Origin of the sequence: Rhodococcus sp. BP-349 (assembly GCF_019835845.1) — a bacterium.
Taxonomy (GTDB): domain Bacteria; phylum Actinomycetota; class Actinomycetes; order Mycobacteriales; family Mycobacteriaceae; genus Rhodococcoides.
In genome coordinates this window covers 1,011,816-1,036,698 of sequence record NZ_JABUDR010000002.1, presented here as the reverse complement: position 1 = coordinate 1,036,698, position 24,883 = coordinate 1,011,816, and the positions used below count along the sequence as shown (strand labels likewise).

The 24,883-nt window shown below is 65.9% G+C and carries 24 protein-coding genes and 1 pseudogene; 13 read left to right on the top strand and 12 right to left on the bottom strand.

Translation table 11 applies throughout. The features are described 5' to 3' along the window. The first annotated feature begins 54 nt into the window (after nucleotides 1-54). Together HQ325_RS15215 and HQ325_RS22975 are read left to right on the top strand one after the other, a co-directional pair. The gene (locus HQ325_RS15215; RefSeq protein WP_204868800.1) at nucleotides 55-312 is read left to right on the top strand and encodes a helix-turn-helix domain-containing protein; all 258 of its coding nucleotides are present in this window, start codon (nucleotides 55-57) and stop codon (nucleotides 310-312) included. After that, nucleotides 309-1,533, top strand: a pseudogene (locus HQ325_RS22975) (type II toxin-antitoxin system HipA family toxin). Before HQ325_RS15215 ends, HQ325_RS22975 begins: the two are co-directional and overlap by 4 nt. 159 nt (nucleotides 1,534-1,692) lie before the next feature. On the opposite strand, the gene HQ325_RS15205 reads toward HQ325_RS22975, so the two are convergent. From HQ325_RS15205 to HQ325_RS15180, 6 genes are all read right to left on the bottom strand, one after another. After that, nucleotides 1,693-2,376: a hypothetical protein gene (locus HQ325_RS15205; RefSeq protein ID WP_222630648.1), complete on the bottom strand. Its 684-nt coding sequence runs from the start codon at nucleotides 2,374-2,376 to the stop codon at nucleotides 1,693-1,695. 42 nt (nucleotides 2,377-2,418) lie between these two features. Then, complete coding sequence (locus tag HQ325_RS15200; protein ID WP_222630647.1) at nucleotides 2,419-2,853, bottom strand: hypothetical protein; 435 nt, start codon at nucleotides 2,851-2,853, stop codon at nucleotides 2,419-2,421. Nucleotides 2,854-3,181: 328 nt separating this feature from the next. Further along, nucleotides 3,182-4,453 carry a hypothetical protein gene (locus HQ325_RS15195; protein WP_222630646.1) on the bottom strand — a complete coding sequence of 424 codons (1,272 nt, stop codon included), beginning with the start codon at nucleotides 4,451-4,453 and terminating at the stop codon, nucleotides 3,182-3,184. Nucleotides 4,454-4,626: 173 nt separating this feature from the next. Further along, nucleotides 4,627-5,229 carry a lactate utilization protein C gene (locus HQ325_RS15190; protein ID WP_222630645.1) on the bottom strand — a complete coding sequence of 201 codons (603 nt, stop codon included), beginning with the start codon at nucleotides 5,227-5,229 and terminating at the stop codon, nucleotides 4,627-4,629. Further along, nucleotides 5,226-6,692: a LutB/LldF family L-lactate oxidation iron-sulfur protein gene (locus HQ325_RS15185; protein ID WP_222630644.1), complete on the bottom strand. Its 1,467-nt coding sequence runs from the start codon at nucleotides 6,690-6,692 to the stop codon at nucleotides 5,226-5,228. Before HQ325_RS15185 ends, HQ325_RS15190 begins: the two co-directional genes overlap by 4 nt. Continuing rightward, nucleotides 6,689-7,429: a (Fe-S)-binding protein gene (locus HQ325_RS15180; protein WP_056073464.1), complete on the bottom strand. Its 741-nt coding sequence runs from the start codon at nucleotides 7,427-7,429 to the stop codon at nucleotides 6,689-6,691. Before HQ325_RS15180 ends, HQ325_RS15185 begins: the two co-directional genes overlap by 4 nt. Nucleotides 7,430-7,499: 70 nt before the next feature. Here HQ325_RS15180 and HQ325_RS15175 point away from each other — a divergent pair, with 70 nt between their 5' ends. Beyond that, on the top strand, nucleotides 7,500-8,183 hold the full coding sequence (locus tag HQ325_RS15175; protein WP_222631114.1) for a FadR/GntR family transcriptional regulator: 684 nt from the start codon (nucleotides 7,500-7,502) through the stop codon (nucleotides 8,181-8,183). Between the two features lie 86 nt (nucleotides 8,184-8,269). After that, a complete protein-coding gene (locus HQ325_RS15170; RefSeq protein ID WP_222630643.1) occupies nucleotides 8,270-9,190 on the top strand; it encodes a hypothetical protein in 921 nt (306 codons plus the stop codon). A 10-nt stretch (nucleotides 9,191-9,200) separates the two neighbouring features. Here the strand turns inward: HQ325_RS15170 and HQ325_RS15165 are convergent, their stop codons facing one another. Continuing rightward, complete coding sequence (locus tag HQ325_RS15165; protein WP_374107216.1) at nucleotides 9,201-10,244, bottom strand: glycerophosphodiester phosphodiesterase family protein; 1,044 nt, start codon at nucleotides 10,242-10,244, stop codon at nucleotides 9,201-9,203. A 39-nt stretch (nucleotides 10,245-10,283) separates the two neighbouring features. Next, nucleotides 10,284-11,300: a LacI family DNA-binding transcriptional regulator gene (locus tag HQ325_RS15160; protein ID WP_222630642.1), complete on the bottom strand. Its 1,017-nt coding sequence runs from the start codon at nucleotides 11,298-11,300 to the stop codon at nucleotides 10,284-10,286. 278 nt (nucleotides 11,301-11,578) lie between these two features. Between HQ325_RS15160 and HQ325_RS15155 the strand changes: the two genes are divergently transcribed. The 9 genes from HQ325_RS15155 to HQ325_RS15115 are packed head-to-tail and all read left to right on the top strand — an operon-like array spanning nucleotide 11,579 to nucleotide 22,653. After that, the gene (locus HQ325_RS15155; RefSeq protein ID WP_222630640.1) at nucleotides 11,579-13,105 is read left to right on the top strand and encodes a sugar ABC transporter ATP-binding protein; all 1,527 of its coding nucleotides are present in this window, start codon (nucleotides 11,579-11,581) and stop codon (nucleotides 13,103-13,105) included. Next, nucleotides 13,102-14,148, top strand: coding sequence for an ABC transporter permease (locus HQ325_RS15150; RefSeq protein WP_222630638.1), 1,047 nt, complete (start codon nucleotides 13,102-13,104; stop codon nucleotides 14,146-14,148). Before HQ325_RS15155 ends, HQ325_RS15150 begins: the two co-directional genes overlap by 4 nt. Further along, nucleotides 14,138-15,175, top strand: coding sequence for an ABC transporter permease (locus HQ325_RS15145; RefSeq protein ID WP_222630636.1), 1,038 nt, complete (start codon nucleotides 14,138-14,140; stop codon nucleotides 15,173-15,175). The genes HQ325_RS15150 and HQ325_RS15145 overlap by 11 nt, the downstream gene beginning before the upstream one ends. A 26-nt stretch (nucleotides 15,176-15,201) precedes the next feature. Continuing rightward, nucleotides 15,202-16,287 carry a rhamnose ABC transporter substrate-binding protein gene (rhaS, locus tag HQ325_RS15140; protein ID WP_222630634.1) on the top strand — a complete coding sequence of 362 codons (1,086 nt, stop codon included), beginning with the start codon at nucleotides 15,202-15,204 and terminating at the stop codon, nucleotides 16,285-16,287. A 1-nt stretch (nucleotide 16,288) separates the two neighbouring features. Next, nucleotides 16,289-16,636: an L-rhamnose mutarotase gene (locus HQ325_RS15135; RefSeq protein WP_222630632.1), complete on the top strand. Its 348-nt coding sequence runs from the start codon at nucleotides 16,289-16,291 to the stop codon at nucleotides 16,634-16,636. Beyond that, nucleotides 16,633-17,802, top strand: coding sequence for an L-rhamnose isomerase (gene rhaI / locus HQ325_RS15130; protein WP_042573776.1), 1,170 nt, complete (start codon nucleotides 16,633-16,635; stop codon nucleotides 17,800-17,802). The genes HQ325_RS15135 and rhaI overlap by 4 nt, the downstream gene beginning before the upstream one ends. Next, nucleotides 17,802-19,217, top strand: coding sequence for an L-fucose/L-arabinose isomerase family protein (locus tag HQ325_RS15125; RefSeq protein ID WP_222630630.1), 1,416 nt, complete (start codon nucleotides 17,802-17,804; stop codon nucleotides 19,215-19,217). Before rhaI ends, HQ325_RS15125 begins: the two co-directional genes overlap by 1 nt. Before the next feature lie 20 nt (nucleotides 19,218-19,237). Further along, nucleotides 19,238-21,268, top strand: a complete 2,031-nt coding sequence (locus HQ325_RS15120; protein ID WP_308014406.1) for a bifunctional aldolase/short-chain dehydrogenase — start codon at nucleotides 19,238-19,240, stop codon at nucleotides 21,266-21,268. After that, nucleotides 21,268-22,653 carry a rhamnulokinase family protein gene (locus HQ325_RS15115; protein ID WP_222630627.1) on the top strand — a complete coding sequence of 462 codons (1,386 nt, stop codon included), beginning with the start codon at nucleotides 21,268-21,270 and terminating at the stop codon, nucleotides 22,651-22,653. Before HQ325_RS15120 ends, HQ325_RS15115 begins: the two co-directional genes overlap by 1 nt. A gap of 30 nt (nucleotides 22,654-22,683) precedes the next feature. Here HQ325_RS15115 and HQ325_RS15110 read toward each other — a convergent pair whose 3' ends face one another. The 4 genes from HQ325_RS15110 to HQ325_RS15095 form a co-directional block, all read right to left on the bottom strand. Continuing rightward, complete coding sequence (locus tag HQ325_RS15110; protein WP_222630626.1) at nucleotides 22,684-23,052, bottom strand: TfoX/Sxy family protein; 369 nt, start codon at nucleotides 23,050-23,052, stop codon at nucleotides 22,684-22,686. Between the two features lie 127 nt (nucleotides 23,053-23,179). Next, on the bottom strand, nucleotides 23,180-23,608 hold the full coding sequence (locus tag HQ325_RS15105; protein WP_222630625.1) for a hypothetical protein: 429 nt from the start codon (nucleotides 23,606-23,608) through the stop codon (nucleotides 23,180-23,182). 176 nt (nucleotides 23,609-23,784) lie between these two features. Then, nucleotides 23,785-24,189: a hypothetical protein gene (locus HQ325_RS15100; RefSeq protein WP_222630624.1), complete on the bottom strand. Its 405-nt coding sequence runs from the start codon at nucleotides 24,187-24,189 to the stop codon at nucleotides 23,785-23,787. Beyond that, nucleotides 24,186-24,824, bottom strand: a complete 639-nt coding sequence (locus tag HQ325_RS15095) for a hypothetical protein (RefSeq protein ID WP_222630623.1) — start codon at nucleotides 24,822-24,824, stop codon at nucleotides 24,186-24,188. The genes HQ325_RS15100 and HQ325_RS15095 overlap by 4 nt, the downstream gene beginning before the upstream one ends. Nucleotides 24,825-24,883: the final 59 nt, after the last annotated feature.

The following is a 24,883-nucleotide window of genomic DNA, read 5'->3' as shown; positions in this document are numbered from 1 at the left end:
AGACTACGGGTCTAAACTTCGCGTTAAGACTCTTGACGCAAGCATTGGAACGGTATGGCCCTCCCTCGGAAGTCACGCCGCACTCAGGCCAGCCGCCTGGCGCGGTCCTTCACCGCGCGCCGTCACGAGCTGGGAATGACACAGGCCGAGCTGGCTTTACTGGCCGGAGTCGGCCGATCCACTGTGCAATCGATCGAGGGCGGCAAAGAGACGTCGCAACTCGACGGCGTTCGCGCTGTTGCAGACGCGTTGGGGTGCGATCTGTCGCTCATCACCCGCGCCGGCATCGTCGTCGAACCGGATCGCGAGTGAGCACTCGGCTCGATCTGCGCCAGGTCGACGACGCTGACGTCTACAAGGGAAATATCCGTGCAGGCCGTTTGACGAGGTCAGGCGACACCGTCCGCTTCCAGTACGCCGATGACTACATCAGCCCCGGCGCCCAGCCCGTCGCCTGGTCTCTACCGATGGGAGTAGGCGGTACGACAGCCACGGCAGGAAGTGTGCCGCCGTTCTTCGCCGGACTGCTTCCCGAAGGGGTGCGCCTGTCCGGTGTCGTCGCCGGAACCAAGACGTCGGAGGATGACCACCTGACCATCCTCTTGGCAGTCGGGGCGGACACGATCGGCGATGTGCGGGTGATCCCCGCGGGACTCGAACCCGAGGCATCCGCGCCCGCGTTCGACCCGGACGCGCCGATGCCGAGTTTGCGTGCGTTGTTCGACAGCGTGGCCGGCCCACAGTCGATGGACGTCGACATGGCAGGCCTGCCCGGAGTTCAGGGCAAGGTATCGGCTGAGATGTACTCGTCGCCGGTGACGACGACGCGAGGCGCAGCGATTCTCAAACTGGCTCCGCCCAAACGTTTCCCGCGCCTGGTGGAGAACGAGAATTTTTTCATGGGCGGTAGCAGAAACCTGCGGACTCGTCATACCTCGGCGTCACGTGATCACAGACGCGAACGGAGTCTCGGGTCTTCTCGTCGAACGTTTCGACCGACATGGTGGCCGCAGATTGGCCCAGGAGGATGCGTGCCAGGTCAACGCATTATATCCCTCGTCCAAGTACCGCATCAAAACCGAGACAGTGCTCGCCTCGCTGGCAGCGACCGTTGACCAAGGAGGGGGTTCCGCACGCCAGGCGGCGCTCGAACTGATACGACTCACCGTCTACTCCTATGCCATCGGCAACGGTGACCTGCACGGCAAGAACTATTCGATTCATCAAGGCAAGCACGGTTTATGGAGTGTCACTCCCGCATACGATCTTCTGTGCACCCAGCCCTACATGTCGTGGAACGACCCCATGGCCCTGACGTTCTACGGCCGCAACAACAGGTGGGCGCGTGAGCACGTCCTCGACGGCTCGGCACGTCATACGCTTCCCCGAAAAGCAGTGATCCGCGTGCTGGACGACGTCTGCGCCGGCGTTCGAGCTGCCGCCGGCGACGTGGGATCCATCGGCTTCGACGACAAGACGACGACGCGACTACAAGCTTTTCTGGAGGACCGTTGTGCCGAGCTGACACGGTGAACCATGTGGCGATGGTGGGTCACGGAACGTATCGCCAAGTCTCACCGGTCGATCCGCGCCGTCGCGGCGAGTGGCCCGAGGGCGCGGCGCGTCGACCTTCACTCGGCTCCTACACGGAGGGCACAGGGTGCGTCTATGTGCGCAAGCTGGACCGCTCGGTCAGTACGTCAGGTTCGCCCCACGCGACATGAGCACTGCATTGCTCCCGGCCAGCAGACAGGAGATCCCATCCTCTCGCGAGACGCACGTTGCGTCACCGACGGTGAGGGTCTCGCCGTACTGCAGCACGGCAGCATCGGAGGCCGTGTAGATCCCTTGCGTGGTGCAGGTGTGAACGGCGCCTGCCGCTTCGATGCGGACGGCGTACTTGTCGTTGTCCGCATTGCTGCACACCGGGCCGTCCACTGGCGCAACGCTGGTGACCGCCTGACAACCCACCGGTCCCGCCGAGGACGGAGCGGGATAGATCGCGCAGGCGACGTTCCCCGTCGGCGACGTGAAGAAGTAACCGTCCCCATCCGCGCCGACGTTGGCGAACAGTTCCGGATCGACTGCGACTTCGTCCGAACCAGGCCGCGCCGGATACAGGTTTCCGTCGGGCCCGAGCGTCATGCCTGGCTGGGCTCCCCCTGTCTGCTCTGTATCCCCGGTGGGCGGGGTCTGCTGCGAGGTGGACTCGCCCATCGGCTCTGTTGCGGGAGTCGTCGACGGTGTGGACGCCGCCGACGAGGCCCCGGTGGACGTCCCCACCGATGCGGTCGTGTCACCTCCGATGGTGCAGCCACCGACAGTCAGGATCGCTGCGCTCGCGATCAGAACGGCCACAAGAGAACGAGTCGACATGAGCACCTTTCTCACCGTTGCTGCTCCACGAACAGGACACGGTCACGCGGGAACCCGCACCTCGACAGACGGGCCGGCAACGAAGTGCAGCGACTCGGTCGTGACGCTGAGAACGACACGGCCAGGCTTGGTGTCGACTGCGATCTGATTGCCCGCCGTGATCGGGGGAGGAAGAGGCCCGCGGCCGGTAGTGGTCACCCGGCTGGACACCGTGCCGCGCTCGTTCGTGTCGAGGTTGTGCCAATTCACCTGCGCGACTACCGAACACGGGGTGCTGAAGTACGCGACCCACGCTGTCGTCACCAGGGCCGTACCAGGTCGATCGTGCGGAGTGCGAGCATTCGACGTCAGTTGCCCCGCACACTCGATGCCGTTGAACTCCCCGAGCGTGAACGTCTGGCCGGGGAACATCGTGAAGTCCTGATGGTCTGCCGACGCCGTTCCCATCGTCGTTCCGACGGCGACCGCTGCGGACACGGCAACTACCGCTCCTCGCGCCGCCCATCGCCGTGAAGCACTGCTCCGTGGTGTCGCCATGAACCGACCTTCCGTTCGGGTATGCGTCCCCACGGACCGTAACAACGATGACTGCTGATACTCGTAAACATCCCATAACAATCGTTTCAGGCACGAATGGTCATTGGCCGCGCTTCTGCACGACCAACCGCTGCATCATCGCCAGTCCGGCCCCCGACAGCACCAACTGGGGCGCTGCGGGTCTGCGCTCACCGAGCATTTGATCGGTGAGCGCAGCCCACCACTTCTGTGTTCACGTCCGTTGACGTACCGCCGTTACGTGGGACCGCTACGCCGCATGCGCGGGGAAGACCACGACAGAGCCGTCGGACTCCTGCACGATCTCGATGGCCACGTCCGAGAGCTCAGCTCCAGTGTCGATGCCGGCGCCGAGTGCACGAACTCGGTACGCCGCGTCCAAGAGTCTGTCGACTTCACTCGCTCGGAAGACAACGTCCCTCACACCTCGCGAGCGGTCGAGCTCGAGAGACGAAAAGTTCGACAACAGCTCACGAATACCATTCTCCAACTTGGCTACTCGCGCCTGATCAGTCCGGAGGGCCTGTGTGAAGTTCTGGAAGACGTTCCCCTCGTCCATCTGTGCGTGCTCGACAGCCTGCAGGATGATGATCCGCTTCTTCAAAGCGATGGCGAGCGCAGCGATCTCTAGGTGCACGCGGAACTCTCCACCTTCCTCATCGATCCCCTTGAACGATGCCCTCAGCGGGCCGAGTTCGATCCGAGCCCCTGCGCGTGCGGAAAGCGCACTTCGCCATCTCCCCAATCGGGCTTCAGCTGTGGTCATGGCCGTACTGACTGCGTATGAAGCCGAATCGAGCCCGATCGACATCCCAACTTTGCCGCGGTCCAGAAGGATGGCGGTGGCCTTGTCGATAGCGTCCACACACGCATTCAGGGCATTACGTTCGCGGGTCAACTCATCATCATGCAGTTTCTCGAGCAGCCCCGTGATCTTCTCGAGAGTCTCCGCGCGCTTCTTCTCGGCGTGGACGGTCATACCAGCGGCCACAGCCATGAGAACCAAGGGAGCAGCGATGGTCATCGCGCCGGCAGCTCCCACCGCAACGCCCGCAGTTGCGGCCGATCCACCGACCGCACCGCCGGCTACCGGCACATAGGACGCGTGCGCAACGATGCCGGACCGACCCAGAAGCGCACTGTGGACGCCTCCCGCCTTCGACACCATCGGCTTGACGAGCCCGCTGCCCATTTGGCTGGCCACCTTGGCCGGGACAGTCATGCGATACAACGTTTCGCCACCGAACTCCGAGGTCACCTTTGGAGTGCTCTTGACCAGCTGAGCAAGTTGCGATGCGAGGGGGCTGGCGCTTCCCAACGACATTCCACCCGCCCGATCCACACCCTTCGGCACATCGTGCGCCTCGAGTGTGACGACCGGTGAGTCCGCCAACGACGCGAGAACGGTGCGCAGTTCCGTCAACCGTGCGGACGTCAGACTTCCCTCATTCGCCACCACAGCGTTCGAAGTGGGTTGCGTTGCGAGAGTCCACACCGGAACTTCGACATCGTTCGTCGCCATCAAGATCCTCCTAGTTTGTCGTCAGGCTAGCCGAGCCCGCCGACAAAGCGGTCCGTTCGCCTCGCCTACCCCGCTGCTCAGCTACTCCGTGACACGTATAGGTCCGGACCTCAGACGGCCTGATCGAGCTCGACGGCGGTCTGTCGTCGCGCGGAAGCCATGGGAAGTAGCCGTCAGCCAACGATCAGCACGTCCAACCGCCGCGGCCCGTGGACCCCTTCCACCCTGTTCAGCTCGATGTCACTGGTCGCACTGGGCCCACTGATGAACGTCAGCGGCCGCGCCGCATCGAGCACCGCGAACGCCTGCGGCACCGTGTCCACCACCTGCTCCGCCCTGACGATGCAGATGTGGTGATCGGGCACCAGCGTCAACGCGCGTCGCCCCTGCGCTTCGCCCGCGTCGAGCACGATGGTTCCCGTCGCCGCGATGCCCACCCTGCAGCCGGTGATGACAGCGTCGACGGCATCGAGTTCCTCCACCGACAGACCATCGTCGGGCACGGTCACGATCCCGTCCACCCACGCGGGCGGCACGTCCACTGGGATCACCGCGCGCGCATCGTCGGCCAGCAATCCGCGGATCGTCGCCGCGATCTCCGACTCCGCCACCCGATACACCTGCGCCCGGTAGTCGTCGACCGCCTCGGCGAACCGGTCCACATCACCGCCGCCCGTCAGCGCAGCCCGGTCGTAGTCCCGCGGAACATCGACGCCGGCAACCCCACCCGCGGTCGCGGAAAGGATGCGCTGGAGGATTTCCGACTTAGCGTTCATGATTCGTCCTCGTGCGTTCGTGCCCACCACTGGCGGAACGTTTCCTTCGGAGGGGCCGGCATGTCGCGGCTGGTGGTCCACAACGATCCGGGGAATGGAAGCGACTCGATGTGCCCCTTCTTCCCTGCCAGCAGGCGTCCGACGCCCGCAGCCTTCTCGGCCATCCCGAACCGCTTCGGCGAGTTCATCGCCCACCCCGCAGCTCGCATCGCGATCTCCTGCGCACCGGGGATACCGCCGCGCTCGGAGTCGACCTGCTCTGCCCGTAGATGCACCAGAATCTCCGGGATGTTGATACGCACCGGGCACGCATCGAAGCACGCCCCGCACAGTGACGACGCATACGGCAGTGACGCATTGGGGTCGTCATGGCCGGTCGTGCCGGTGAGCTGTGGCGACAGGATCGCACCGATCGGCCCCGGGTACACGGAACCGTAGGCATGACCGCCGGTCCGCTCGTACACAGGACACACGTTCAGGCACGCGCTGCATCGGATGCAGTTGAGGGCGGCGCGGCCCACCTCGTCGGCAAGCACGTTGGTTCTGCCGTTGTCGATGAGCACCAGGTGGAAGTCTTGCGGACCGTCGCCCTCGTGCACTCCGGTCCACATCGACGTGTACGGGTTCATCCGCTCGGCCGTGGACGAGCGGGGAAGCAGTTGCATGAACACTTCGAGGTCCGCGAAGGTCGGGACCAGCTTTTCGATACCCATCAGCGTGATGAGGGTGTCGGGCAGCGTCAGACACATGCGCCCGTTGCCCTCGGACTCGACGACGGCGAGCGTCCCCGTCTCGGCTACACCGAAGTTGGCGCCACTGATGGCCACCTTCGCCGACAGGAACTTCCGTCGTAGGTGCTCCCGTGCGGCCATGGCCAGTTCGCGCGGCTCGTCGGTGATGGCAGCGTCGACACCGGGCATGCGACGCAGGAAGATTTCGCGAATCTCCGCTCGGTTGCGGTGAATTGCGGGAACCAGGATGTGACTGGGCTTGTCGTCACCCAGCTGGACGATGAGCTCGGCCAGGTCGGTCTCGATCGCGGCGATGCCCTCGGCTTCGAGGTACTCGTTCAGGCCGGTCTCCTGGGTGGCCATGGATTTCACCTTGACCACCTCGTCACTGCCCGTGGCCTTGACGAGGTCCGTGATGATGCGATTGGCCTCGTCGGCGTCGCGTGCCCAGTGCACCACTCCCCCACGGGCGGTGACGTTGGCTTCGAGTTGCTGCAGCAACTCGGGCAGCCTCGACATCACGTCGGTCTTGAGGGCACTGCCGGCGAGGCGCAGCTCCTCCCAGTCATCGCACTCCGCAACAGCACCCAGCCTCTTCTCACGGATGGTTTTGGTCGCAGCCCCGACGTTGCGACGCATCTGTGTGTCCTGCAGAGCGCGCTTCGCGGCCTTCGGAAAGCTCTCCTCGCCTCGGATGTTCCCGATACCGGGAGAACCCAAGAAGGTGGTCATGCTGCCTCCGTCGATGCCAGGATTTCGGCCAGGTGAACGGTTTTGACGCCGGTGCGCAGGCGGGACAGTCCGCCGCCGATGTGCATGAGGCACGACGAGTCCCCGGCGCTGCACACCTCGGCACCGGTGGAGAGGACGTTGGCCATCTTGTCCGACAACATCGCCGTCGAGGTCTCCGAGTTCTTCAACGCGAACGTTCCGCCGAAGCCGCAGCACGACTCGGCCTGGGGCAATTCGACCAAGGTCATGCCGCGCACGTTGCGCAACAGTTCGAGGGGCTTGTCGCCGACGCGCAGCATTCTCAGCGAATGGCACGTGGGGTGGTAGGTGACGCGGTGCGGGTAGTAGGCGCCGACGTCGGTGACACCGAGGACGTCGACCAGCAGCTCGGACAGCTCGTACGTGCGACCGGCGATGTCCTCCGCGCGCGTGGCCAGGTCCTCGTCACCGGCGCGGCGGGCGACCATCGCGTGCTGGTGACGCACGGATCCGACGCACGATCCCGACGGTGCGACCGCGACGTCCCACGACGACTTCTCGAAGACCTCGACGTGGTGGCGCACCAGCGGTGCGGCTTCTTTGAGGTAGCCGGTGTTGACGTGCATCTGGCCGCAGCATGTCTGGTCCGATGGGAAGACGACGGTGTGGCCGAGCCGTTCGAGCAGTGAGACAGTCGCTTTCGCTGACTCGGGGAAGAGTGCGTCCGCCAGACAGGTGGCGAACAGGGCGATCCGCATGGAGCCTCCAGAGCGTGTGGTCTGACCACAGTAACCCCTGTGGTCGGACCACACCAGCTATTCTCCGATGATGCGCGCACACGAGGTGGTTCTCCACCGCATCGAACAGGACCTGGCGGCGGCCCGACTCCGTGTCGGCGACCGGTTGCCGGCCGAGCGCGCACTCGCGGAGGATCTCGGCGTCGGTCGGAGCTCGGTTCGTGAGGCCATTCGGGTGCTGGAGGCGATGGGTGTCGTGAAGACGTCGGTCGGGTCCGGCCCCGACGCGGGAGCAATCGTGGTGGCGGACCCGGCAACGTCGATCGGCTCAGCCCTGCGCCTTCACATGGCCACGCAGTTCCTGCCGATCGCGGACGTGGTGCAGACGCGCGTGCTGCTCGAGTCGTGGGCGCTGCGCGAAGCCGCGGCGCGCACCCCCGACCTCACCACCATCGACGAGTTACTGGACCGAATGGACGACAAGAGTCTGGCACCTGATCAGTTCCATCGCCTCGACGCCGAGCTCCATGTTCGATTCGCAGGGCTTGCCGGCAACGTGCTGATCGAGGCCATGATGACCTCGCTCCGCGACTCGATCCACGGCTACGTCATGGACGCGGTGCCGATGCTCGACGACTGGTCGGCGGTCGCCGTGACGCTGCGGTGCGAACACCGCGGCATCGTCGACGCGTTGCGCCGGGGCCATGGCGCCAAGGCCGCCACCCTGGCACGCGAGCACATCGAGGGGTTCTACGGGTTGATGCGGCTCGACTGAGTCGGAGCCGCACATGTGTGTCGGACCCCCGTGCCAGCATCCCTCCACACACAACGAGGGCCGCGGGCCCGGGCAAGGGGTTCACCATGGCAGTGCACGTCGTCGACGACCGTATCGAGGTCCAGTGCCCCGATGTCCATCCCGACGCCCGGATGTCGTTCTCGTTCCAGCGAACCCTCCGCGTTCCCGACGACGGCACAACATACGACCTCCCTCCGGGCCTCGGCGGCCTGCAGGTGAAGGAGTCCGGCCAGGACGACGACGGGGTGACGCACTTCGCCATGCCGATGTGGCAGTCCGAGGCGTGCTGGATCAACTTCGATGCCAGCTATCCGTTCCTCGTGACGATGAGCAGCGGAACCATCAACGTCTTGACGGGTGAACCATGGTCGCCCGTTCCCGACTTCGAGGCCGAGGACTACCTGGAAGTTCCGGACCAGCCGTGGCTCGATGGGTTCACTGTCGAGAAGGGCACGGTGCGCCAGTTCGTCGCTGCCCCGCTGGGCGCCGACTACACGGTGGAGGAGCAACTGTCCTCGGAGCCGGCGCGCGGTGGTATCCACGTGGCCGTCTACCCGATGCTGGCGAGCAAGTACTCGGAGCTGGACCACCTCCCGACCATCATCTGCTTCTCCGTGCCTCCGAACGACGCGATGGGTCTCGGTGCCGGTGGATCCATCAGACAGGCAGTGGCGACGCCGGTAATCCCGCACGACTCGTGGGACCTCGAGCACGGCCGGCGATTCACCATTGACATCGTCAACAGTGCTGTGTGGCAGCAGCTCACAGGATCGGAACCCGCCTCGGTTCCTCTGAGCGCCGCGGATTACACGCGGTTCGGGATGCCGTGGTTCGCCTGGTACGACGAGCTGGTGGTGGCCCGCGAAGGATCATCGACACTGGGCGGAGTGCAGACGATCGCCGACGTCGATGCCGGCGCGGACGAGCCGATCCTTCCGGAGAACGAGAGCTTCGAGAAACCGGTACCGGTGCTCGTTATCGGCTGAGAGGCGCGCGTCAGCGCACCGTGGCCGGCTCCGGCAGCGCCATCCCTCGCTCCCCCATCACCTCGCGCAGGCGGTCGGGATAGTCGGTGATGATGCCGTCGACACCCATGTCCATCAGTGCCGCCATGGTCGCGGGATCGTCCACCGTCCACGGCACGACACGGATCTCGGCGGCATGCGCGGACGCCACCATCTCGGGTGTCACGTAGAGCTCGAAGTCTGCATCCCCCACGGCTCCCTTCTGCGGGCTGCCCTGGACGGGCGAGAGGGCGTGGGCGCCGAACGACTGCACCGCCGCTACCGGGTCGCCGTCGAACTCGTCGATGTCGAGACCGCCCAACCACGGGGACGCTCCCGGTTCTCCGACCTCGAGGAAATCGGGCTCTGTGAGCGCGACCAGACGCATCGACGGATCGACCTTCTGCACCGCGAGGAGAGCGCCCCAGTCGAAACTCTGGATGGTCGTGCGATCGAGCAGTCCCGCCGCCCCGACCGAGGCGAGCACCACGTCGGCGAACTGCTCACGGGACGCCGTTTCGGTGGGCGCCGCCGCCTCCACCTTGGTCTCGATGTTCAGCTGGACCGTGGAGTCATACGAGTTCACCAGCGCGAGCACCTCGTCGAGGGTCGGGATTCCGGCATCTGTCGCCACTCGCTGTTCCGGGTAGCCGTCGAGCTGCGTGATACCACAATTCAGGGTCCGCACCTGTGCCAGCGTCAGAGTGTTGACGTACTTCCCGACGTAGGGAAACTCGGAATCGTCGTCGGTCGCGGGCCGGGTGTCACGGCACTTCGCGTCCGACACCTTCCGGTCGTGCGTGACGACGGCGATGCCGTCCTCGGTCATCTGGGTGTCCATCTCGAGGGTGGTGACGCCGAGCTCGAGGGCGTTGGTGAACGAGGCGAGCGTGCTCTCGGTGACCAGTCCGAGGCCGCCGCGGTGCGCCTGCAGGTCGAAGCCGTCGAGCGGCTGCGCGGTCTCGGTCTCCTGCGTGGAGCAGGCCGCCAGCGCCATACACATCGAGATGGTCAGCAGCACTCGTCGCATCGCCATGTCGCCCACGCTAAGCCGGGAAGGTGAACGAGCGATGGATCAGCGCGCGCGCCACGCCTGATCGGTCGACCCTCGCACCACCAACGACGGCTCGAAGGTCAGCTGACGGAACTCGTGAACGCCCGACGCCGAGACCTGCTCGAGCAGCAGTTCGGCTGCAGCCCGGCCCAACTCGGCCCGCGGCTGTGAGATGGACGTAAGGGGAACTGCTGCACCCGCGGCGTAGTCGATGTCGTCGTACCCGACGATGGCCAGGTCTTCCGGCACACGCACGCCGCGGTGCACACATTCCTGAAGCACACCCAGCGCGAGTAGGTCGTTCGCGCACACGACCCCGGTCGGCGGCGCATCGGTCATGTCGAAGATCTGCGCGGCAGCGCGGGCGCCGGCCTCGATGGACAACGACGTCGACCACACCGTCGACATGCGGGTGCTTGCCGACTCGGCGACAGCCGTGAGGGCGCCGGAGCGGCGGTCGCGCACCTGCCGAATGCTGTCCGGGCCGCCGACGTAGACCAGGGTGCGGTGTCCCAGATCCATAAGATGCCGTGCAGCCAAACGTCCCCCGAGAACGTCGTCGACCGCGACCGACGATCTGCCGGGGGCGTGCGACCCTCGATCGAGCAACACCACCGGGGTGCCCTGGCGGTCGAGGTTGTCGAGCATCGGCACGTTCTCGCCCACGGGACTGAGCAGGATGCCCTGCACGCGCTGCTCCATGAGCAGGCGAAGCTGACGGTTCTCGCGCTCCTCGGACTCGCCGCTGCCGACGATCACGGTCAACAGATCGTTCACGTCCGCCACGGATTCGGCACCGGCTGCCACGTCGAGGAAGAACGGGTTGCGGGCGTCGAGGACCACGACGGCGAGCATGCGGGACTGGCCGGCTCGGAGCTGGCGGGCCGCGTCGTTACGCACGAATCCGAGCTGCGCGATGGCCGCCTCGACGCGCTCACGGGTGGCGGCGGAGACCATGTCGGGCTTGTTCAGGACGTTGCTGATGGTGCCCATGGACACTCCCGCGAGTGCGGCGACCTCACGCATGCTCGCTGCCACGATCGCCCCCTTCGATGCCGTTACGGTCGCCATTGAATCGGTTTACCGGCGTCGGCGCAACCGAACGGCGATCTCAAACCCACCGAGACGCCCCACGGCACGACAGCTCGTGACCGATCCTCATCGTTGCTGCTCAACGTTGGACACGTCACGGTTCGGTAACGCTGTGTCGTGATCCGGGTCACGGGGTTGACCAGTGGCCCCCGTCACTTCTATGTTCACGGAGCTGAATGAACCGATTCAATTCGAATCGCTTCGGTCCGACGGAGGTCCCATCCATGAGCGTCCCCAGTGCGACGACGCCCACCGCAGTTCCCCTGCTCGAAGTCCGTGACGTCACCAAGTCGTTCGGAAGCGTCGCCGCCGTCTCCGGGGTGTCCTTTCCGCTCTACGGCGGTGAAGCGCACGCACTCGTGGGCGAGAACGGTGCCGGCAAGTCCACCATCGTCAAGATGCTGGCCGGTGTGCACAAGCCGGACACCGGCACGCTGCTCGCCGGCAGTACCCCGATCACGCTCGACTCCCCCGCCGCCGCGAAGGCCGAGGGCATCGCCGTCATCTACCAGGAGCCGACGCTCTTCCCGGACCTGACCATCGCCGAGAACATCTACATCGGTGCCCAGCCCACCTCGCGCGGCCGGATGATCGACCGCGGCGCCATGAACGCCGCCGCCGAGGCACTGTTCACTCGCCTGGGTGTTCCGATGGATCCGAACCGGCTCGCGAGCGGACTGTCCATCGCCGATCAGCAGCTCGTCGAGATCGCCAAGGCCCTGTCCACCAAGGCGTCCGTCATCGTCATGGACGAACCCACCGCCGCGCTGTCGGGTAACGAGGTCGCCCGCCTCTTCAAGGTCGCTCGCTCCCTGTGCGCCGACGGAGCTGCCGTGCTGTTCATCTCGCACCGCTTCGAAGAGATCTTCGACCTCTGCCAGCGCGTCACCGTCATGCGCGACGGCAAGCACATCTCCACCGCACCGCTGGCCGGACTCACAGTCGACGACCTGATCAAGCAGATGGTCGGCCGCGAACTCGGCGCACTGTTCCCCAAGCTCGACGTCGTCCCCGGTGCCGTTATCCTCGAGGTCGAGAACCTCACGCGTGCCGGAGTGTTCACCGACGTCAGCTTCCAGGTGCGTGCCGGTGAGATCGTGGCGCTCGCCGGCCTGGTGGGCGCCGGACGCTCCGAGGTCATGCAGGCCGTGTTCGGAGTCGACCCTCGTGACTCCGGCAGCGTGAAGGTCCGCGGCAAGGAGCTCAAGTCCGGCAATCCCAAGGCCGCCATGCGAGCGGGCATCGCCCTCGTTCCCGAGGACCGTCGCCAGCAGGGCCTGATCCCCGAGATGTCGATCGAGCGCAATGCGACACTCACGCGCTCACAGGCGTTGTCGCGCTTCGGTTTCCTCGTCGGCGGTGGCGAGCGCCGCTCGGCCCAGGAATGGACGAAGAAACTGCAGACCAAGTTCTCGCGCATCACCGATCCTGTCGGCACCCTGTCCGGTGGCAACCAGCAGAAGGTGGTGCTGGCCAAGTGGCTCGCCACCGATCCGATCGTTCTCATCGTCGACGAGCCCACCCGCGGCATCGACGTCGGCACCAAAGCCGAAGTCCACAAGATCATCTCGCGTCTCGCCAGTGAAGGAGTCGCCGTCGTAATGATCTCCTCGGAACTGCCGGAGGTCCTCGGTATGGCCGACCGCGTGCTCGTCATGCGTGAAGGCCGCATCGCCGCGGAGATCGATCGCGATCATGCCACCGAGGAATCGGTCATGTTCGCCGCCATGGGATCGGAGTCCGCAGCATGACCGTCACCACCCAGACCGCCCCGGCGGCCGACCCGCTCAAGCCTGTCACCAAGGACGGGAGCTCGCTGGTCGAGAAAATCCTGAGAATGCGCTCGTTGGGCATCCTCGGCGCGCTCGTCGTCCTCATCGCTGTGACCGCGGCGACCAACAGCTCGTTCCTGTCCGGTCAGAGCATCCGCGACCTGCTGCTCGCCGCGTCGATCATCGCCGTGCTGGCCGTCGGTCAGACCGTCGTCATGATCACCAAGAACATCGACCTGTCCGTCGGTTCGGTGCTGGGCCTCTCCGCATTCGCCGCGGGATCGGTCATGAAGGCCGGCTCGCCGATCGTGCTCGGCATCCTCGCGGGCATCGTCGTCGGCACGCTGTGCGGAGTCTTCAACGCGCTACTCGTCCGCTACGGCGGCGTTCCCGCCCTGGTGGTCACGCTCGGCACCATGTACATCTTCCGCGGCATCGCCTTCTTCTGGGCGGGCGGCGAGCAGATCACCGCCGACGAAATGCCCGGCTCTTTCCTCGATCTCGGCACGGCCGGCGTTCTCGGACTCCCCGTCCTGGTGATCGTCGCCGTCATCGCACTCGTCGGAGCGGGCATCTACCTCGGCCGATACCGCAGCGGCCGCGACCTCTACGCCATCGGGTCCAACGGTCACGCCGCCGAACTCGCCGGCATCTCCGTCGGTAAGCGCACGCTGGCGGCCTTCGCCTTCTCCGGCGCCATGGCCGGTATCGCCGGAGTCATGTTCGCCGCCCGCTTCGGCACCGTCGACGCGGCCGCCGGCACCGGCTACGAACTCAACGTCATCGCAGCCTGCGTCGTCGGCGGCGTGGCCGTCGTCGGCGGGGTCGGCACCGTGTGGGGAGCCGCCCTCGGCGCCCTATTGCTGACCACCATCAACAGCTCGCTCCCGGTCCTGCAGATCGATCAGTTCTGGCAGCAGGCGATCGTCGGCGCGCTCATCCTCATCGCCATCGCGGCGGATCGCATCGCGGCCGTGCGTGCCGCCCAGCAACTTCGGAAGAGGAGCGCTCATGTCGAGTGATCTCGCCACCCGTCCCGACGCCCCCGCACCGACCGTGCAGCAGGGCAGTCGCATCCGGGAGCTGCTGGCCAGCTGGGACACCGCAGTCATCTTCCTGACCATCGTCGTCGTGCTCGGTGCGTCGGTGATGAACCCCGACTTCGGCAGCGCCACCAATTTCACGTTCCTGGTACTCGACCTCGCGCCGATCTTCCTCATCGCGCTGCCGATGACGCTGATCATCGTCACCGGCGAGATCGACCTCTCCGTCGCCAGCACTCTCGGTCTGAGCGGCGCGGCGATGGGTTGGATGTGGAACAACGGCTTCACCATCGAGGCCATCGTCCCGATGTGCATCCTGCTCGGCGCACTGCTCGGTGCGCTCAACGGATTCCTCGTCGCCACGCTCGGTCTACCGTCCCTCGCCGTCACGATCGGCACGCTCGCGCTCTTCCGCGGACTCGCCTTCGTCCTGTTGGGTGACACGGCCGTGTCCAACTTCCCGCAGGCCTACACCTCGTGGGTCACCGGCACACTGGGTGATTCGTCGGTTCCCAATCTCGCTGTGCCACTGATCATCCTCGCGGTAGTGTTCGGCGCGGTCCTGCAGTTCACCTCGCTCGGCCGCAACATCTACGCCACCGGCGCCAGTGCCACGGCCGCGAAGTTCGCCGGCATCAACGGCAACCGCATCAAGTTCTGGCTCTACGTCGTCGCCGGAGCGGTCGCCGCCCTGGCCGGTGTCCTGTGGAGCCTGCGCTACTCGAGTGCTCGTGCCGACAACGGTGCCGGCCTCGAACTTTCCGTAGTCGCCGCGGTCCTTCTCGGTGGCGTCTCGATCTTCGGAGGCAAGGGCCGGCTCGTCGGCGTTCTCGCCGCCGTCGTCCTCCTCGCCGCACTGCAGAACGCACTGCGTCTCGAGGACATCTCCAACGAAGCACTCACCGTCGTCACCGGCGTCCTTCTCATCGTCGCCGTCCTCCTTCCCAACCTCATCAAAGCAGTCCGCACCTCCTCGGACCGTCGCAAAGCCGTCGCACGACTCTGATCCACCCCCTTCCCGAAAGGTCCACCATGTCCCGCACCTCCCGGCGCCTCGCGCTGGCGCCACTGGCCGGCATCGCCGCCCTGTCTCTCGTCCTCACCGCCTGCGGTGGCACGACGCAGGAGTCTGCCTCCGAGTCCTCCGACAGCGGAAGCCGCGTCACCGGCACCGCCAACCCCGACGCCGAGATCCAGGACGGCCTCAAGATCGGCTTCCTGCCCAAGCAGCTCAACAACCCGTACTCCGACATCGAGGTCGCCGGTGGCGAGAAGGCAGTCGGCGAGTTCGGTGGCGAGTACAAGCTCGTCGGCCCCAACGACGCCAGCGCATCGTCGCAGGTGTCCTACATCAACACCCTGATCCAGCAGAACCAGAACGTCATCGCGATCGCCGCGAACGACCCCAACGCGGTGTGCCCCTCGCTGAACCAGGCGCGTGACGCCGGCGTCAAGGTCGTCACCTTCGACTCCGACGCCGACAAGAGCTGCCGCGACCTGTTCATCAACCAGGCCACCACCGAGGGCGTCGGCGAATCGCTGGCGAAGATGACCAGCGACCAGATCGGCGGATCCGGCAAGATCGCCATCCTGTCCGCAACTCCCAACGCCACAAACCAGAATGCCTGGATCGAGGTGCTGAAGGAGCAGCTTGCCTCCAACCCGGAGTACAAGGACATCGAGCTCGTCACCACTGTCTACGGCAACGACGACGACCAGAAGTCCTTCCAGGAGACCCAGGGTCTGCTGCAGACCTACCCGGACCTGAAGGCCATCGTCTCCCCCACCACCGTCGGCATTTCCGCTGCCGCACGCTACATTTCGGGCTCGTCGTACAAGGCCAAGATCGTCCTCACCGGACTCGGCACGCCGAACCAGATGCGCGAGTACGTCAAGAACGGCACCGTGAAGCAGTTCGCACTGTGGGATCCCACCGACATCGGCTACCTCGCCGCCTACGCCGGTGCAGCCCTGTCGTCCGGTCAGATCACCGGCGCCGAAGGTGAGAAGTTCACCGCGGGCGAGCTCGGCGAATACACCATCGGTGTCGACGGCGAACTGGTCCTCGGACCGCCCACGGTCTTCGACTCCGCCAATATCGACCAGTACAACTTCTGACATGAACCGGTACTGCTTCACGCTCCAGCTCAGGCCGGAATCGGTTCCCGAGTACTCCCGTCGTCACGCCGAGGTGTGGCCCGAGATGCTCGAGGCCCTGAAAGCGAACGGCTGGAACAACTATTCCCTGCACATCCGTGACGACGGCCTGATCGTCGGCTACGTCGAAAGCCCAGACTTGGGCGCGGCGCAGGCAGCGATGAGCAGTACCGACGTCAACGCACGGTGGCAGGCCCAGATGGCTCCGTTCTTCACGGGCCTCGGGTCTGCCACCCCCGACGAAGGATTCGTGCTGTTGCGCGAACTCTTCCACCTCGAGACTCAACTCCGCGAAGGTCACCCATCATGAGCACCACAGCAGTTCAGGACATCTCGGCCCTCGCCGACTTCGGTATCGAGGTGCCCAGCTGGGCCTACGGAAACTCCGGAACCCGCTTCAAGGTCTTCTCCACCGCCGGCGTGCCCCGCACCCCGTTCGAGAAGGTCGCCGACGCCGCCGAGGTCAACCGCGTCACCGGCGCAGCTCCCCGCGTCTCGCTGCACATTCCGTGGGACAAGGTCGACGACTACTCCGCGCTCGCCTCCTTCGCCGCCGAGAACGGCGTCGCACTGGGAGCCGTGAACTCGAACGTCTTCCAGGACGACGACTACAAGCTCGGGTCACTGACCAACGCCGACAAGCGGATTCGCGCCAAGGCCGTTGCCCACCACCTCGAGTGCGTCGACGTCATGCGTGCAACCGGCTCGAAGACCCTCAAGCTGTGGCTCCCCGACGGCACCAACTACGCCGGGCAGGACTCCATCCGTGCGCGTCAGGATCGTCTCGCCGAGTCGCTGCAGGAGATCTACGCCGGCCTCGACGACGACCACACACTGCTCATCGAGTACAAGTTCTTCGAGCCGTACTTCTACACCACCGACATCCCCGACTGGGGCACGTCGCTGCTGCACTGCCTTGCGCTCGGAGACAAGGCAAAGGTGGTCCTCGATACCGGGCATCACGCGCCGGGCACCAACATCGAATTCATCGTCACGCAGCTCATTCGACAGAACAAGCTGGGAGCCTTCGACTTCAACTCCCGCAACTACGCCGACGACGACCTCATCGTCGGTGCCGCGGACCCGTTCCAGCTGTTCCGCATCATGCACGAGATCGTCGCCTCCGATGCCCACCTCCCCTCGTCGGGCATCAACTTCATGCTCGACCAGTGCCACAACATCGAGCCGAAGATCCCCGGCCAGATCCGGTCGATCATGAACGTGCAGGAAGCCACGGCGAAAGCGTTGCTCATCGATGCGTCGGCACTCGAGAAGGCGCAGATCGACGGCGACATCCTCGGTGCCCACGCGGTGCTCATGGACGCCTACAACACCGATGTCCGCGGGCTGCTGGGCGATCTGCGGGAGTCCCGCGGCATCGACCGTGACCCCGTCGCCGCCTTCGCCCGCTCCGGGTACATGGAACGCGTCGAAGCCGAGCGCGTCGGCGGACAGCAAGCGAGCTGGGGAGCCTGATGGGCCTGGAGCGGACGGTTCCGAGGAAGACCCGCCTGGGTCTGGTGTCGGGCGGACTGGGTGCTTACTGGCCACAGTTCCCCGGTCTCCTGGAGACGCTGCAGCAGTCCGCTCGCTACGTCACCGAGCGGTTCGAGAAGCAGGACTGCGTCGTGGTCGATGCCGGCTTCGTCTCCGATGCAACGGAATCCGCCGCGGCGGCCGAGAAGTTGCGAGTCGCGGACTGCGACCTCGTCGTCGTGTTCCTGACGACGTATCTCACGTCGTCGATGGTGCTGCCCATCGCGCAACGAGTCGATGCCCCGGTGTTGTTGATCGATCTGCAGCCCACCGAGGCCATGGACCACGCCACTACGGGCACCGGCGAATGGCTCGCGTACTGCGGCCAGTGCCCGCTCCCCGAGGTGGCGAACGTGTTCCGTCGCAGCGGTATCGACTTCCGCTCCGTCTCGGGCTATCTCCACGACGAGAACGCGTGGTCCCGCATCGAGGCATGGGTGGGAGCCGCGTCGGCGCGCGCTGCGCTACGACACTCCCGGCTCGGCATGATGGGGCATCTGTATCCGGGCATGCTGGACATCTCGACCGACATGACCCTGCTGTCGTCGCAGTTCGGAGCCCACGTCGAGGTACTGGAATTCGACGACCTGCGGGTGCGTGTCCAGAGCGTCACCGCCGCACAGGTGGAGGAGCGACTCGAACTCGCGCGCAGCGTCTTCCACCTCGACGACTCCGTCGTGAACGACGACTTCGCGTGGGGCGCTCGCGTATCGGTCGGCCTCGATGCCCTCGTGGACGACTTCGGACTCGACGCCATGGCGTACTACCACCGCGGACTCGACGGCGAACTGCACGAACGTCTCGGTGCCGGCATGATTCTGGGCGCCTCGCTGCTCACAGCCCGCGGAATTCCGTTGGCCGGCGAATACGACATCCGCACCGCCGTAGCCATGCTGATCGCGGACCGCCTGGGCGCCGGTGGGTCTTTCACCGAGCTTCAAGCACTGAACTTCCGAGACGGTGTCGTCGAGATGGGGCACGACGGGCCCGCCCACCTCCAGGTGTCGGCCGGCGAGCCTCTGCTCCGCGGACTCGGCGTCTATCACGGGAAACGCGGATACGGCGTCAGCGTCGAGTTCGACGTACAGCCCGGGCCCGTGACGACCTTCGCCATCGGACAGAACCGTGACGGCTCGTTCACATTCATCACCTCCGAGGGCACCGTTGTCCCCGGGCCTCTGCTGCAGATCGGCAACACCACGTCCCGCGTCGACTTCGGGCGCGATCCCGGTGAGTGGACCGACGAGTGGAGTGCCACCGGCACCGGCCACCACTGGGCACTGTGCGTCGGGCACCGCGCCAAGGACATCAAGGCCGCAGCAGAGCTGCTCGGCATTTCCTCTATCAGCGTCTAGACCTACTCAGGAGAACCACTGTGACGACGATCGACGATCTGATCGCCCGGTCCAACAGACTCGGCGCCGATGCGCGCAACACCAACTACGCGGGCGGCAACACCTCCGCGAAGGGAACCGAGACCGACCCGGTCACCGGTGAGGACGTGGAACTGCTGTGGGTCAAGGGATCCGGCGGTGACCTGGGCACGCTGAAGCCCGCCGGGCTCGCCGCGTTGCGACTCGACCGCGTCCGCGCCCTGAAAGACGTCTACCCCGGCGTCGACCGCGAAGACGAGATGGTCGCCGCCTTCGACTACTGCCTGCACGGCAAGGGCGGCGCCGCACCGTCCATCGACACCGCGATGCACGGACTGGTCGAGGCCGCGCACGTCGACCATCTCCACCCCGACTCGGGCATCGCACTCGCAACCGCCGCCGACGGGGAGGAGCTGACGCGCAAGTGCTTCGGCGACCGCGTGGTGTGGGTGCCGTGGCGTCGCCCGGGCTTCCAGCTCGGCCTGGACATCGCCGAGATCGCCGAGAAGAACCCGCAGGCCATCGGGTGCATCCTCGGTGGACACGGGATCACCGCATGGGGTGCGACCAGCTCCGAGAGCGAGGAGCGGTCCCTCGAGATCATTCGGACCGCCGAGCAGTTCCTTGCCGACAACGGTCGCTCGGAGCCCTTCGGATCCCCGCTGGCAGGCTTCGAGGCACTGCCAGCTGACGACCGCCGCACCCGCGCCGCGGCCCTGTTCCCGCTGATCCGCGGCCTCGCGTCGACCGACCGACCGCAGGTGGGTCATTTCGACGACAGCGACGCCGTCCTCGACTTCCTCGCCTCGTCCGAGCACCCGCGCCTCGCCGCACTCGGAACGTCGTGCCCCGATCACTTCCTGCGCACCAAGGTGCGCCCGATGGTGCTCGACCTCCCGACGACCGCATCGATGGAGGATGTTTCGGCTCGACTCCGTGAGCTCCACGTCGCGTACCGCGAGGACTATGCCCGCTACTACACCGAGCATGCCGAGGCCGCCAGCCCCGCGATGCGCGGCGCCGATCCCGCCATCGTGCTGATCCCCGGAGTCGGCATGTTCTCCTTCGGGGCCAACAAGCAGACCGCCCGCGTCGCCGGCGAGTTCTACATCAACGCCATCAACGTGATGCGCGGTGCTGAATCCGTCTCGACCTACGCCCCCATCGACGAGCGCGAGAAGTTCCGCATCGAGTACTGGGCACTCGAGGAGGCCAAGCTCGCACGGATGCCTGCACCCAAGCCGCTGGCCACCCGGATCGCACTGGTGACCGGCGCCGCGTCGGGCATCGGCAAGGCCATCGCGCAGCGTCTGGCAGCCGAGGGTGCGTGCGTCGTGATCGCCGACCTGGATGTGGAGAAGGCCGCCGCTGCCGCTGCCGAGATCGGTGGCGCCGACGTGGCCGTGGGCATCGCTGCCGACGTCACCGACGAAGGACAGATCGCAGCCGGGTTCGCCGACGCCGTGCTGGCCTTCGGTGGAGTGGACCTCGTCGTCAACAACGCCGGACTGTCCATCTCCAAGCCGCTGCTCGAGACCACCGTCAAGGACTGGGATCTGCAGCACGACGTCATGGCGCGCGGATCGTTCCTCGTCTCCCGCGAGGCGGCCCGCATCATGATCGAGCAGGGACTGGGCGGCGACATCGTCTACATCTCGTCGAAGAACTCCGTGTTCGCGGGACCGAACAACATCGCGTACTCGGCGACGAAAGCGGATCAGGCCCATCAGGTTCGGCTACTGGCCGCCGAGCTCGGTGACCACGGGATTCGCGTCAACGGCATCAACCCCGACGGCGTGGTCCGCGGTTCGGGCATCTTTGCCGGCGGCTGGGGCGCCAAGCGTGCCGCGGTCTACGGCGTGGAGGAAGAGAAGTTGGGCGAGTACTACGCGCAGCGCACGCTGCTCAAGCGGGAGGTCCTGCCCGAGCACGTCGCCAACGCCGTGTTCGCTTTGACCGGTGGAGAACTGACCCACACGACCGGGTTGCACATCCCGGTCGATGCGGGTGTCGCGGCCGCGTTCCTGCGCTGATGGGGGCATTCGCGGCGGTGGACTTGGGGGCGTCGAGCGGTCGAGTGATGCTGGGGCGCGTGGTCGACGGTCGGGTGGATCTGACGGAGATCGCGCGGTTCGAGAACCGGCCTGTGCGTCTCGGTGGATCGCTGCACTGGAACATCCTCGCGCTGTATCAGGGTGTGCTCGACGGATTGCGGTCGCTGGTCGAGCGGTTGGACGGCGAGCCGTTGACGTCCGTCGGCATCGACACGTGGGCGGTCGATTACGCCCTTCTCGATGCCGACGGGCGCATGCTCGGCGTCCCGTTCCACTACCGCGACTCCCGCACCGACGGCGAGCACGAGGACCTGTTCTCCCGCAACGGCATCGCGCAGCTGCCGTTCAACACGGTCTATCAGCTGCTGGCCGAGTCGCCCGATACTCTGAGCGTTGCCAGGCGCCTGCTCATGGTCCCGGACCTGTTGGCGTATTGGCTTACCGGCGTCGCTCGAGGCGAGGTGACCAATGCGTCGACAACCGGGCTTCTCGACCCGCACACCCGCGCATGGGACCGCTCCTCGATCGCTTCGCTGGGCCTGAAGGCCGACCTGCTCCCTGAGCTGGTCGCTCCAGGGATGCCCATCGGACTGCTCACCGCCGACGTCGCTGCCGTGGTGGGCACCGAGTCGTCGGTCGTCGCAGTCGGCACGCATGACACCGCGTCGGCCATCGTGGCGGTTCCGGCTGCGACACCGAACTTCGCGTACATCGCGTCGGGCACCTGGTCGCTGGTGGGAGTCGAGACGCAGGAGCCTGTGGTGACGTCGGCGGCCCGAGACGGGGGGTTCACCAACGAGGCCGGTGTCGACGGCACCGTGCGACTGCTCCGCAACGTCATGGGTATGTGGCTGGTGCAGGAGTCGTTGCGGCAGTGGGAGCGTGACGGTCTCGAGCTGTCGCTCGGCGCACTGCTCGTCGAGGCTGCCGGTCTGCCCGCGTCGTCGGTCATCGATCCCGACCTCCCCGTGTTCCTGCCGCCGGGCGACATGCCGGCGCGCATTGCCGCCGAGTGCCTCGCGGCCGCGGTGCCGGTTCCGACGACCCCCGCGTCGTTCGTGCGCTGCATCGTGGACAGCCTCGCGGCGGCATACGCTCGCTCGGTGCGTCTGGCCGGTGAGCTGTCGGGTATCGACGTCGAGGTGGTGCACATCGTCGGCGGCGGTTCCCAGAACGCGCTGCTGTGCCAACTCACTGCCGATGTCACCGGGCTGCCGGTGGTCGCGGGACCGGTCGAGGGATCCGCCCTGGGTAACGTGCTGGTGCAGGCCAGGGCTGCCGGAGTGGTAAGCGGTGGACTCGCCGACCTGCGCCGGGTGGTGCGGAACTCGTTCGAATTGGTGGAGTACCTGCCGACGCGGTGATCGTGTGCAGTGATCCGCGCTGTCCCCGGATTACGGCACAGGATCCGTTGTGCGGCTCGCCGCGGGTGGTGCGGGAGCATCGGCCGAGGTTGCGGCGTCGATCCAGACCTGCAGGTCGTCGTCGGACTCCAGGGCTGCCGCGTTCACCGAGATCCACCCCTGTCCCATCGACCTGCCCGCGCCCATCTGAGCGCGGCGAGCTCCCGGGCGTCCGACGTAGTCGTCATCGCGCTCGCGCGGTACTCGGACAAGCAAGGCGCCGCCGCCGTTGCCGACGGATACGACCATCTTCCCGTCGACCATGAACGCGAGCCCGCCGAACATCGCTTTCTCGGTCACCGTCCGCGTGGCCGACAGCGCAGCGCGAACCCGGTCCTCGAGGTCGGCGTCACGAGCCATGCGGGAACTCTACGTCGAGTCCCGGCGCGCCGGAAGGTGCGCGGAGCCGCGGATTGCGCGGGTAAGCGCACCGTCGAGACGAATGCGGTGCAGGAATTTTCGCCTAGCGTCGATTTCTGCACCGGATTCACACGGGGCCCGTGCGGGTCTCGAACGGACCGATTGTGTTGTGATACGTCATTCCGCGTGCTTCGAGCGCAGCGAGACGCTCCGTCCCCTTCGCGGTCAGGTTGGCCCGGAATACTTCCGTATCGATCAGCGCGTGGTGGTCGTCCACGCTTCGGTATCCGATCTCGCCGTCATAGCCGTCCGCGATGCGTCTCATGCCCTCGTCGACGGAGACGTTCCATTCATCGAAGCCGGAACCGTGTGACCGGAGCGCCCCGAGTGTGACGAGGTCCGACTCTGCCAGGTGTCGGATCACGCCGGCGATCTGTGCAGGTGAAGTGTCGTGGCCCCAGAACCCGAACACGATCACGGTGAAACCCCAGAACGGCATCCAATCGTCATCAAGCTCGTAGAGCAGACGGAACTCGAGATCTTCGTCGATCGTCATCGCACAGGTACCTGCACTTTCATCAGTCGAGGTCGGTGCCGGGGTCATTCGAGAGTTTTACGACGCCTTCCCACGCGTCGGAAGGTGCGCGGAGCCGCGGATTGCGCGGCTGAGCGCACCGTCGCGACGTATTCGGTGCAGAAATCTTCACCCAGCGACGATTCCTGCACCGGATCTCACACCAGTCCGCTGGGACCTGCGAACGTGAACCCGCGCGCTTCGAGTTCGGCGAGGCGCCGCTCGCCCTTCTCTGTGATGCACGCCCGTACGACCTCAGAAAGCGTCAGTGCCGTTCGATCCGGCGCCGTCAGGTAGCCGACCTCACCTGCATGCCCCTCTGCGATGCGGCGCATGGCCTCGTCCAGATCGACGTCCCATTCCTCCCACCCGACCTCGTTGGCCGCTAGGGCGCCGAGTGTCATCAACCCCGACTCGACGAGCGACCTGATGACGACTGCCGTCTGCTCCGACGTCGTCGACGGCCCCATGGACTGGATCGTGTAATACATGAATTCCCAAAACGTGATCCAGTCGTCGTCCAACTGGACCAAGAGGTTGAATTCGAGTTGTTCGTCGTTCATCGCACATGCACCTTGATCACCCTTCTGCTTCCGCGCGCCACCACGTCGATTGTCAACCCACCCGACTTGCTGTCGTCGCGCAACTGAATACTGGTCCCGTCGGTTAATTCGTACCGTTCGAGGATCTTGGGGTTCACTCCCGCGTCCATCGCGCGTCCCTCATCGACAAGTCGCCGGTAGAGCGCACGCACGTCGTCGTCGGTGCCGACCTGGCGATTGGGACTGTTCCGACCAGGTTCAGTCGCCTCCTTCAACACGTCGTCCACACCCGCCGCATCGACCGGCCCCGCATCATGGAAGAAGCTGGTCGGCAGCGCGTCGTTGATCGCATCCCACGCATCCATGCCGAACCGGTCGACCAGTGCGAAGGCCATCGCGCCGACTGACAGCACGCCGGCCGCGATCATCGCGTGCACGGCCGCCTCCACCGCCCAGGCCAGGCCGATCGCGAGGGGAACGAAGTGGCGTGGTTCGCCGTCGAGAAGCGCAGCGGACGCGTCGTCGATGGACCGTGCGGCCGACTCGTCCGCATCGATCAGCGCCTGCACATGCGCCGCGATGATCGCCGCGTGGGAGACATCGTTGCTGACCACCGACCAGTCCGGTGCGACGAGGCAACTGTCCGCCTCGGCCACGACGACAGCGTCGAGGAGTGCCTCGCGAGCAACGGCGATGGCAGATGCACCGTCGCGAA